Source organism: Noviherbaspirillum sp. (assembly GCF_035627455.1).
Classification (GTDB): domain Bacteria; phylum Pseudomonadota; class Gammaproteobacteria; order Burkholderiales; family Burkholderiaceae_D; genus Noviherbaspirillum.
Map to the genome: position 1 here is coordinate 47,586 of NZ_DASPLS010000070.1, position 9,762 is coordinate 57,347.

The 9,762-nt window shown below is 63.4% G+C and carries 10 protein-coding genes; 9 read left to right on the top strand and 1 reads right to left on the bottom strand.

From position 1 onward, the window contains the following. The first annotated feature begins 166 nt into the window (after positions 1-166). The 7 genes from pstC to VEC01_RS13680 all read left to right on the top strand — a co-directional run bounded on the left by pstC (position 167) and on the right by VEC01_RS13680 (position 6,470). The gene (pstC, locus tag VEC01_RS13650) at positions 167-1,114 is read left to right on the top strand and encodes a phosphate ABC transporter permease subunit PstC (protein ID WP_414691450.1); all 948 of its coding nucleotides are present in this window, start codon (positions 167-169) and stop codon (positions 1,112-1,114) included. Continuing rightward, positions 1,111-1,956, top strand: a complete 846-nt coding sequence (pstA, locus tag VEC01_RS13655; protein ID WP_324901442.1) for a phosphate ABC transporter permease PstA — start codon at positions 1,111-1,113, stop codon at positions 1,954-1,956. Before pstC ends, pstA begins: the two co-directional genes overlap by 4 nt. 13 nt (positions 1,957-1,969) lie before the next feature. Beyond that, positions 1,970-2,734, top strand: a complete 765-nt coding sequence (pstB, locus tag VEC01_RS13660) for a phosphate ABC transporter ATP-binding protein PstB (protein ID WP_324901443.1) — start codon at positions 1,970-1,972, stop codon at positions 2,732-2,734. A 34-nt stretch (positions 2,735-2,768) separates the two neighbouring features. Then, positions 2,769-3,476 carry a phosphate signaling complex protein PhoU gene (gene phoU / locus VEC01_RS13665; protein WP_324901444.1) on the top strand — a complete coding sequence of 236 codons (708 nt, stop codon included), beginning with the start codon at positions 2,769-2,771 and terminating at the stop codon, positions 3,474-3,476. 3 nt (positions 3,477-3,479) lie between these two features. Then, positions 3,480-4,169 (top strand): response regulator, encoded by a 690-nt coding sequence (locus tag VEC01_RS13670; protein ID WP_324901445.1) that lies wholly within the window; start codon positions 3,480-3,482, stop codon positions 4,167-4,169. A gap of 9 nt (positions 4,170-4,178) precedes the next feature. After that, complete coding sequence (gene phoR / locus VEC01_RS13675; protein ID WP_324901446.1) at positions 4,179-5,474, top strand: phosphate regulon sensor histidine kinase PhoR; 1,296 nt, start codon at positions 4,179-4,181, stop codon at positions 5,472-5,474. Positions 5,475-5,567: 93 nt separating this feature from the next. Continuing rightward, positions 5,568-6,470, top strand: coding sequence for a patatin-like phospholipase family protein (locus VEC01_RS13680; protein ID WP_324901447.1), 903 nt, complete (start codon positions 5,568-5,570; stop codon positions 6,468-6,470). 1 nt (position 6,471) lies between these two features. On the opposite strand, the gene VEC01_RS13685 is transcribed toward VEC01_RS13680, so the two are convergent. Next, positions 6,472-6,918: a C40 family peptidase gene (locus VEC01_RS13685; protein WP_324901448.1), complete on the bottom strand. Its 447-nt coding sequence runs from the start codon at positions 6,916-6,918 to the stop codon at positions 6,472-6,474. Between the two features lie 193 nt (positions 6,919-7,111). On the opposite strand from VEC01_RS13685, the gene VEC01_RS13690 reads away from it, so the two are divergent. Next, a complete protein-coding gene (locus VEC01_RS13690) occupies positions 7,112-8,263 on the top strand; it encodes a response regulator (protein ID WP_324901449.1) in 1,152 nt (383 codons plus the stop codon). Between the two features lie 263 nt (positions 8,264-8,526). Further along, the gene (gene carA / locus VEC01_RS13695) at positions 8,527-9,681 is read left to right on the top strand and encodes a glutamine-hydrolyzing carbamoyl-phosphate synthase small subunit (RefSeq protein ID WP_324901450.1); all 1,155 of its coding nucleotides are present in this window, start codon (positions 8,527-8,529) and stop codon (positions 9,679-9,681) included. Positions 9,682-9,762 lie beyond the last annotated feature (81 nt).

A 9,762-nucleotide genomic window follows, 5' to 3' on the forward strand; every position in this document is an offset into this window, starting at 1 on the left:
CGGTGTAGCGACTGTCCGGAGCGCGGGGCGGGCGGAAAACAGCCCCGCGTCCGGATCCAACCGCCCGCAAGGGCCTCTGCTTATGAATGCCAATTCATCGTCGATCGCGGGGCAGGCCGCCGCGGTGGAGCAAAAAGACCGCGAACGGCGAGCCGCCGAGAAGGCAATGGGCTCGGCCATGCGCTTGCAGCGGATCCAGGATTTCCTGTTCCACAAGGTCACGCTGCTGTTCGCGCTGTCGGTGCTGCTGGTGCTCGCGGGCATCATTGTCTCCCTCGTCATCGGCGCCTGGCCGGCGTTCAGCGAATTCGGCCCGGCCTTCATCACGACCGTCGAGTGGGACCCGGTCAACGACAAGTACGGCGCGCTGATCGCCATCGTCGGCACCGTCGCGACCTCTCTGATTGCGCTGCTGATTGCCTTTCCGATCAGCTTCGGCATCGCGCTGTTCCTCACCGAGATCTGCCCGGCCGCGTTGCGCCGGCCGCTCGGCACGGCGGTCGAACTGCTGGCCGGCGTACCGAGCATCATCTACGGGATGTGGGGATTGTTCGTGTTCGCCCCTCTGTTCGGCGACCATATCCAGCCCCTGCTCGGCAAGACCCTGGGCCAGCTGCCGGTGCTGGGGCAATTGTTCAAGGGGCCGATGATGGGCATCGGCATTCTGACCGCGGGCCTGATCCTTGCGGTGATGATCATTCCGTTCATCGCATCGGTGATGCGTGACGTGTTCGAGATCGTGCCGGCGGTGCTGAAAGAATCCGCCTATGGCCTGGGCTGCACCAAGTGGGAAGTGGTGCGCCAGATCGTGCTCCCCTATACGAAGACCGGCGTCGTCGGCGGCGTGATGCTCGGCCTCGGACGCGCGCTTGGCGAGACGATGGCGGTCACTTTCGTGATCGGCAATGCGCACAAGCTCTCCTGGTCGCTGCTTGCGCCGGGCAACAGCATCGCCTCCACCCTGGCCAACGAGTTCGCCGAAGCCGAATCGAAGCTGCACGTGTCGTCGCTGTTCGCGCTCGGCCTGATCCTGTTTGTAATTACCTTCATCGTGCTGTCGGCGGCGAAGCTGATGCTCATGGGCTTGTCGCGCAAGGAAGGAATGAAGTCATGAATCCCGTCTACCGCAAGCGTCTCTGGACGCACCGTATCGGCATTGCGCTTTCGATCGCCGCGATGGCGGTCGGCCTGTTCTTCCTGATGTGGATCCTGTTCACGCTGCTGGTCAAGGGCACCGGCGCGCTCAGCGTGGCGATCTTCACCGAAACCACGCCGGCGCCGGGCAATGACGGCGGCGGCCTGATGAACGCCATCGTCGGCAGCCTGCTGATGGTCGGCGCGGCCACCGCGATCAGCACGCCGGTCGGCATCCTGGCCGGCATCTATCTCGCGGAATACGGCGAGGAAAGCTGGCTCGCGCAAGTCACGCGTTTCGTAACCGACATCATGCTGTCGGCGCCGTCGATCGTGATCGGACTGTTCGTGTATGCGATCTATGTGGCGAACGTGAAGCACTTTTCAGGCTGGGCCGGCACCTTCGCGATTTCCCTGATCGCGGTGCCGGTAGTGGTGCGCACCACCGACAACATGCTTAAACTGGTGCCCAGCAGCCTGCGCGAGGCCGCATTCTCGCTCGGCGCGCCGCGCTGGAAGGTGGCGATGATGGTGCGCCTGCGCGCGGTGAAGGCAGGCGTGATTACCGGCGTGCTGCTGGCGGTGGCCCGCATCTCCGGCGAAACGGCGCCGCTGCTGTTTACTGCGCTTAACAACCAGTTCTTCAGCGCCAACATGAACGCGCCGATGGCCAATCTGCCGGTCGTGATCTACCAATTCGCAATGAGCCCCTACGACAACTGGCGCGCGCTTGCCTGGGGCGGGGCGCTGCTGATCACCTTCAGCGTGCTCGGCCTGAATATCCTGTCGCGCACCCTGCTCAGCCAGAAAGTACAGCACTGACATGAATGAGACCATGACTTCCCTGAACGCCACGCTTGAAATCTCCGGCCTGAACTTTTTCTATGGCGGTTTCCAGGGCTTGAAGAACGTCAGCCTGAACATCTACGAGAAGAAGGTGACCGCCTTCATCGGCCCTTCCGGCTGCGGCAAGTCGACCCTGCTGCGCACCCTCAACCGCATGTACGACCTGTATCCCGGCCAGCGCGCCGAGGGCAGGATCATGTACAACGGCCGCAACATCCTCGACGCCGGGCAGGATGTGAACATGCTGCGCGCGAAGGTGGGCATGGTGTTCCAGAAGCCGACGCCGTTCCCGATGACCGTCTACGAAAATATCGCGTTTGGCGTGCGGCTGTATGAAAAGCTGTCCAGGGGCGAAATGGATGAGCGGGTGGAATGGGCACTGAGGAAGGCGGCGCTGTGGACCGAGGTCAAGGACAAGCTCAACAAGAGCGGCCTCTCCCTGTCCGGCGGCCAGCAGCAGCGGCTGTGCATCGCGCGCGGCGTCGCGGTGAAACCCGACGTGCTGCTGCTCGACGAACCGACCTCGGCGCTCGATCCGATCTCCACCGCGAAGATCGAGGAACTGATCGCCGAGCTGAAAGAGGATTACACGATCACCATCGTCACGCACAACATGCAGCAGGCGGCGCGCTGCTCTGACTATACTGCCTACATGTACCTGGGGGAACTGGTGGAGTTCGGCGAAACCGACCAGATTTTCATGAATCCGGCGCGCAAGGAAACCCAGGACTACATCACCGGCCGTTTCGGCTGATGCTTCATACGGACAACAGAATCAGGAGAAGCCCATGCCCGGCGACCACTCTTCCAAGCAATACGACTCCGATCTCGAAGCCATCCGCTCCAAGGTGCTTACCATGGGCGGCCTGGTGGAAAGCCAGTTCAATGACGCAATGGACTGTTTCCGCGCCGGCGACCTGGCGCGGGCGGAGCAGGTGATCAAGTCGGATGACAGCGTCAACCGGCTCGAGGTCGCGCTCGACGACGCCTGCAGCCACCTGATCGTCAAGCGCCAGCCGGCGGCCAACGACCTGCGCACAGTGATGGCGACGCTCAAGGTGATCACCGATCTCGAACGCATCGGCGACGAAGCGACCAAGATTGCGCGCACCGCGAAACACCTGCACGAGCGCGGCACCGTCGGCGTGCTCCAGCATTTTGAATCGGTGCGCGTGCTGGCTGCCGGCGCGGCGCAATCGCTGCACGACGCGCTGGATGCGTTCGCGCGCCTCGATGAAAAGCAGGCGGTGGGCATCATTACCCGCGACGAGACCATCGACCATGAATTCAGGGCGATCACGCGGGCGATGGTCACCTTCATGATGGAGGATCCGCGCACGATCTCGGTGGCGCTGGACACGCTATGGGTGGCCAAGGCGATCGAGCGTATCGGCGACCATGCGAAAAACATTGCCGAATACGTGATCTATATCGTCGAAGGCAAGGATATCCGGCATACTGACTATGTCCACAGCAAGCTCGATAGCGGCGTCTGACCCATGGCAGTCGACCAAACCACCATCCTGATCGTCGAAGACGAACCCTCCATCGTCGAACTCGTCACCTTCACGCTCAAGGCGGCGGGCTGGAACACCTTTGCGGTGAGCACCGCGAACGACGCCTGGGAATTCATCCAGCGCCGGGTGCCGCAGCTGGTGCTGCTCGACTGGATGCTGCCTGACCAGTCCGGGCTGCGCCTGCTGTCGCGCCTGCGCGGCGACCGCCAGCTCAACGGCCTCCCGGTCATCATGCTGACCGCCAAGAGCATGGAAGAGGACAAGATCGCCGGGCTGGACAACGGCGCCGACGACTACATCACCAAGCCGTTCTCGCCGCGCGAACTGACTGCGCGCATCAAGGCGCTGCTGAGGCGCAAGGCGCCCGAGCATGCGCAAGGGGTGATGACGGCCGGTCCGGTGGCCCTCGACCCCGTCAGCTGTTCGGTATCGCTGCACGGCCGGAAGATCGACATCGGCCACGCGGAATACAAGCTGCTGAAGTTCTTCCTCGCCCATCCGGAGCGGGTATTCTCGCGCAGCCAGCTGCTCGACAAGGTATGGGGCGACCATGTCGTGATCGAGGAGCGCACGGTGGACGTGCACGTGCTGCGGCTGCGCAAGGCGCTCAAGGAGGCGGAAACGCTGATCAAGACCGTGCGCAGTGTAGGATACATGCTGTCCGAAAAATAATACTTCCTCATGCATCCACGCCTGCTCTTCTGGATTCCGGCCGGACTGCGCCTGTCGCTCGTGCTCGCCGGCGCCGCGGCTGCCTGGTATTTCTTCGGCCTGGTGCCCGGGCTCGTGGCCGCCATCGCCGGATTGCTGATTTTCGTGGTCGTGCAGCTGCACTACCTCTACCGGCTGTCGATCTGGCTGAACGATCCCAATAGCGCGAAGGTGCCGGACGGCTGGGGCGCATGGACCGAAGTCTTTGCGCGGCTGTACCGGATGCGGCGCGGCGATGAGAAGAACCAGGCCGAATTGACCGAGTGGCTGGCCCGCTTCCGGCAGGCGATGAGCCTGTTGCCCGACGGCGTGGTCATCATGGATGACGTGCTGTTCCTCGAATGGTGCAACCCGGCCGCCGAGCGCCACCTGGGGCTGCGCCTGGAACGCGACAAGGGCATGCGCGTGACCAATCTGGTGCGCAGCCCGGAGTTCATGGACTACATCATCCTCGGCCGCTATGAGCAGCCGCTGACCATGAGCCTGCGCGAGCGCAAGCTGGTGGTGCAGATCATTCCGTTCGAGAACCGGCGCCAGATCCTGGTCACCCACGATGCCACGGAAGCCGAGCGCATCGAGATGATGCGGCGCGATTTCATCGCCAACGCGTCGCACGAGCTGCGCACGCCGCTCACCGTGATCAACGGCTTTCTCGAAATCGCCACCACCCAGCCCGACCTCGACCCGAAGACCCGGATGGCGCACCTGAAGCTGATGTGCGAGCAGGGGCAGCGCATGCAGAACCTGGTGGAAGACATGCTGACGCTGACCCGCCTCGAATCCGTGGATTACCCGCTGCGGCCCGAACGCGTTGCCCTGCGCGTCCTGCTCGAACAGATCGAGCAGGAAGCGATCGCGCTGTCGGCCGGCAGACATACAATTTCCCTGCGTGCGGCAGGCCCCGATATCAAGGGCGGCACCGAGGAGTTGCGCAGCGCCTTCGGCAACCTGGTCTCCAATGCGGTGCGCTACACGCCGGCGGGCGGGAGCATCGCGATCGAGTGGCAGGCATGCGATGCGGGGGCACAGTTCGTGGTGCGGGATACCGGTATCGGCATCCGGCCGGAGCACATCGCGCGCCTGACCGAGCGCTTCTATCGGGTGGACAAGAGCCGTTCGCGGGAAACGCAGGGTACCGGGCTCGGCCTGGCGATCGTCAAGCATGTTCTGCTTCGGCACGATGCAGCGCTGGCGATCACATCCGAGCCGGACAAAGGCAGCACGTTCACGGTGACGTTCCCGAGGAAGGCGATTTACGTGGAGTAGAGCGGGCGCGCGATCCGCTACAATGCGCTGTTTCCGCCGGGACTTGTCGCGCCCGGTCTTTTCCGACGCATTCCGCAGTATTTCCACTTCTTCATGAAACGTTTCTCGTCGGCAGTCCTGGCCGTCCTCATCGCCGTCCTTCTTCCTTCGTGCGCCACCGTGGAACCGCCGCCTGCGGCGCAGGCCGGTCAGCCGAAACAGGTGCGCCAGGTGCGCGTCGGTCTTGCACTGGGCGGCGGCGCGGCACGCGGTTTCGCGCACATCGGCGTGATCAAGGCGCTGGAGGCGCAGGGAATCGTTCCGGATCTTGTGGTCGGCACCAGCGCGGGAAGCCTGGTCGGCGCGCTCTATGCGGCAGGCAACGACGGGTTTGCGTTGCACAAGATGGCGCTGGAAATGGATGAGGCCGCGATCTCGGACTGGTCGGTGCCGCTGTTTGCGAAGGCGACCGGCGTGCTCAAGGGCGAGGCGCTGCAACATTACGTCAACCGCAGTGTGAACAACCTCCCGCTGGAAAAGCTGAAGCGACCCTTTGGCGCGGTTGCGACGGACCTGCAGAGCGGACAAGCCATTCTTTTTCGGCGCGGCAACACCGGTGCCGCGGTGCGGGCGTCCTCGGCCGTACCGGGTGTCTTCCAGCCGGTGCGTGTCGGCGAGCGATCCTACGTCGACGGCGGGCTGGTGTCGCCTGTCCCAGTCCGCTTTGCAAGGGAAATGGGAGCGGATTTCGTGATCGCGGTGAACATTTCATCGCAGCCGGAGGCGCAGCCGTCCGCCAGCACGCTTGATGTGCTGCTGCAAACTTTTGCGATCATGGGGCAGAGCATCAATGCCTTCGAACTGAAGGAGGCGGACGTGGTGATCCAGCCGCGGCTTGGCAGCATGAAGGGAAATGATTTCCCTGGAAGAAATACCGCAATCCTCGCCGGCGAGCAGGCGGCAGCAGCCCTGATGCCCGAAATCAAGCGCAAGCTTGCGGCGCGGCGCGAGCAGTGAGTTATTGCGGCGGGGTGTTGATGCGGCGCGCGCCGTTGAAACGGTTCTTCCAGTACGAAATATCCATGCTTTCGATACGGACTTCGCCGCCCCGCGAAGGGGCGTGGATGAACTTGTTGTCGCCGAGGTAGACGCCGACATGGGAAAAACCGCGGCGCAGCGTGTTGTAGAACACCAGGTCGCCCGGCTGCAATTCCTTCGTATCGACGCGCTCGCCGAGACGGCTCATTTCCACCGACGTGCGCGGCAGTTCCGTTCCCCACACTTCCTTGAACACGTAGCGCACCAGGCCGCTGCAGTCCAGCCCGTTTTCCGGCGCGTCGCCCCCGTATTTGTAGCGCACGCCGATCAGGCTCATCGCGCGCAATGCCACCTCGGACGCGCGCGAGGTCAGGTCCTGCAACCTGGTGAGCATCGTGGTCTGTTCCGCGACGACCGGTTCCGCCATCGATGCGGCCGGAACCCACAGTGCCAGAGCAATGGCGCAGGCATGCGGTCGGAGCGGGAGAAGTCGTCGAATCATTGTAAAAAATGTAATGTAATCGCCGGGCGACGACCCAATGTACGGGAAGTAGGGTAGAGCTGTCAAAATTTTATGCGGAGCGCTATGCTTGCATCAGGGCAGCTATTGACGAAACAGCATGACAACACCGACACCGATGGACCTACCCGTCAAACCCCGGGTGCTGATCGCCGACGATTCCCGCATCGTGCGCGCGACGCTGATCAAGCGCATCGAGGGGATGTTCGAGTTCCGCGAAGCGCTGGACGGCGAGCAGGCCTGGGAAACCCTGCTGCTCGATCCCGGCATCCGCGTCGTCATTACCGACCTCACCATGCCCAGGCTTGACGGCTACGGGCTGCTGAAGCGCATCCGCAGCTCCAGGATCAGCCGCATCCGCGACATCCCGGTCGTCGTCGTCTCGGGCAGTGACGAGCAGGAAGAACGCGACCGGGTGAAGGCAGCCGGGGCGACCGACCTGATCACGAAAGGCATCGGCACGGCGCAGCTCCTGTCGCGCCTCGATATCCTGTCCAAGCTGGTCGCGACGCAGCGCGAATTCGAGCGCAGCCTCGAGGCGCTGGTGCGCAATGTTGCCGGCAGCGCGCCGGTCGCGCTTCCCACTTCGGAACAATTGCAGGCGCAAGGGGAGGCGCTTCTTTCCGCCGCAGTCGCCGGAAGGAAGAATTTCGCCGTGCTCAACGTCCGTGCCGGCATCCGGCATGTCGAGCTCGCAGGGGTTCCCGCGCTACCGCCGCCCGGCGTGGTGGATGCGATCGGACAGCTGCTGCTGCGCACTGTACGCGAGACGGACGTGGTCTCGAAAACCGGCGAGGCGGAATTTACTGTGGTAACCGGAAGTATCAATTTCGACGCCGCCCGCATCTTTGCCGAACGCGTTTGCCGCGCCATTGCCTGTGTGCATCTGGCCGGCGACCGCCGCATGTCGTTCATCGCGAGCTGCGGCGTGGCGGCTCTCGGCGACGCCGGCGGCGGGGCGCAGGAGACGCTGCGCTCGCTATGCGACGCTGCGGCGCGGCGTGCCGCGCTCGGCCTGAATCATGCGGTCACCGGGGTTGTCGGCGCCGAGGAGGAAGGCGCGTTCGATCGCGGCGAAACCGTATTTGACGGCGGCGATGACGGCAGCGAGCTGGTCCCGGTGCCGGACCTTGCGACGCTGCTGCAATGGCTCAAGGAGGGGCGCCGCGACAAGGTTTTGCCGCATGTCGGCAAGCTCTCGGCGGAATTGCAGCCACTGGTTGAAATGCTCCTGGCAAAGACCAGGGAATAAGCAATTTGGCCGGGCTGTAACTTGCTGTTTCGGTCACGATGCGGGCGCTCCTGCGGCTGGCTGTAACGGGCTTGCAGCAGCCGTACGGGTTTGCAGGGGAGTGCGTTCTCGGCTATAATCTCAGGGTTTAACTAATTCAGTCCGCCGTAGCGCATACCCCTTCCATTTCCGTCCCAAAAAGACCCGTGACAGCCAGCGCAAGCCGTTTGGTCGACGGTCGTTCTGGCGCGGCGCAGCGGCGGTAAACATCTCAGGAGTTACCCTTGCTGCCATTTTTTTCTGGCCAATCAGTTCCGGCCATCCTTGCGCTCGCAGACGGGTCAATCTTTCAGGGTTTTTCCATCGGTGCTCCCGGTCATACGATCGGCGAAGTCGTGTTCAACACGGCCATGACCGGCTACCAGGAAATCCTGACCGATCCCAGCTACAGCCGCCAGATCGTCACGCTCACCTATCCGCACATCGGCAATGTCGGCGTCAATGAAGAAGACGTCGAAGCGTCGAAGATCCACGCCGCCGGCCTGATCATCAAGGACCTGCCGCTGCTGGTCTCGAATTTCCGATCAAAGCGCAGCCTGTCCGAATACCTCAAGGCGGAGAACGTAGTCGGCATCGCCGGCATCGACACCCGCAAGCTGACCCGCATCCTGCGCGAAAAGGGCGCGCAGAACGGCGCCATCGTCGCCGGCGAATCGGCGAGCGCCGAGGAAGCGCTGGCACTGGCGCGCTCCTTCCCCGGCCTGGCCGGCATGGACCTGGCGAAGGTGGTGTCGACAACCGAATCCTATGTCTGGAACGAAACCGAGTGGAAGCTCGGCAGCGGCTACGGCAGGCAGGACGATCCGAAATACCATGTGGTCGCCTTCGACTACGGCGTGAAGTACAACATCCTGCGCATGCTGGCGGAGCGCGGCTGCAAGGTCACCGTGCTGCCGGCGCAGGCGAGCGCGGCCGATGCGCTGGCGCTGAACCCGGACGGCATCTTCCTGTCCAACGGACCCGGCGACCCGGAGCCTTGCGATTATGCGATCGCGGCGACGCGCGACCTGATCGAGCGCGGCATTCCGACCTTCGGCATCTGCCTCGGCCATCAGATCATGGCGCTGGCTTCCGGCGCGAAGACGCTGAAGATGAAGTTCGGCCACCACGGCGCGAACCACCCGGTGCAGGACCTCGACACCAGGCAGGTAATGATCACCTCGCAGAACCACGGCTTCGCGGTCGACGTCGATACGCTGCCGTCCAACTGCCGCGTCACCCACGTGTCGCTGTTCGACGGTTCGCTGCAAGGTTTCGCGCGCACCGACAAGCCGGCGTTCTGCTTCCAGGGCCATCCGGAAGCATCGCCCGGCCCGACTGACATCGCCCCCCTGTTCGATCGCTTCGTGGCGATGATGGAGAAACACAAAAATGCCTAAGCGCACAGACATCAAAAGCATCCTGATCATTGGCGCCGGCCCGATCATCATCGGCCAGGCGTGCGAATTCGACTACTCCGG

Excerpts from the sequence above, each read along its gene's own strand:
- pstA (WP_324901442.1), top strand. The coding sequence starts at position 1,111 with ATGAATCCCGTCTACCGCAAGCGTCTCTGGACGCACCGTATCGGCATT.
- phoR (WP_324901446.1), top strand. The coding sequence starts at position 4,179 with ATGCATCCACGCCTGCTCTTCTGGATTCCGGCCGGACTGCGCCTGTCG.
- VEC01_RS13680 (WP_324901447.1), top strand. The coding sequence starts at position 5,568 with ATGAAACGTTTCTCGTCGGCAGTCCTGGCCGTCCTCATCGCCGTCCTT.
- phoU (WP_324901444.1), top strand. The coding sequence starts at position 2,769 with ATGCCCGGCGACCACTCTTCCAAGCAATACGACTCCGATCTCGAAGCC.
- pstC (WP_414691450.1), top strand. The coding sequence starts at position 167 with ATGGGCTCGGCCATGCGCTTGCAGCGGATCCAGGATTTCCTGTTCCAC.
- VEC01_RS13670 (WP_324901445.1), top strand. The coding sequence starts at position 3,480 with ATGGCAGTCGACCAAACCACCATCCTGATCGTCGAAGACGAACCCTCC.
- VEC01_RS13685 (WP_324901448.1), bottom strand. The coding sequence starts at position 6,918 with ATGGCGGAACCGGTCGTCGCGGAACAGACCACGATGCTCACCAGGTTG.
- VEC01_RS13690 (WP_324901449.1), top strand. The coding sequence starts at position 7,112 with ATGACAACACCGACACCGATGGACCTACCCGTCAAACCCCGGGTGCTG.
- pstB (WP_324901443.1), top strand. The coding sequence starts at position 1,970 with ATGACTTCCCTGAACGCCACGCTTGAAATCTCCGGCCTGAACTTTTTC.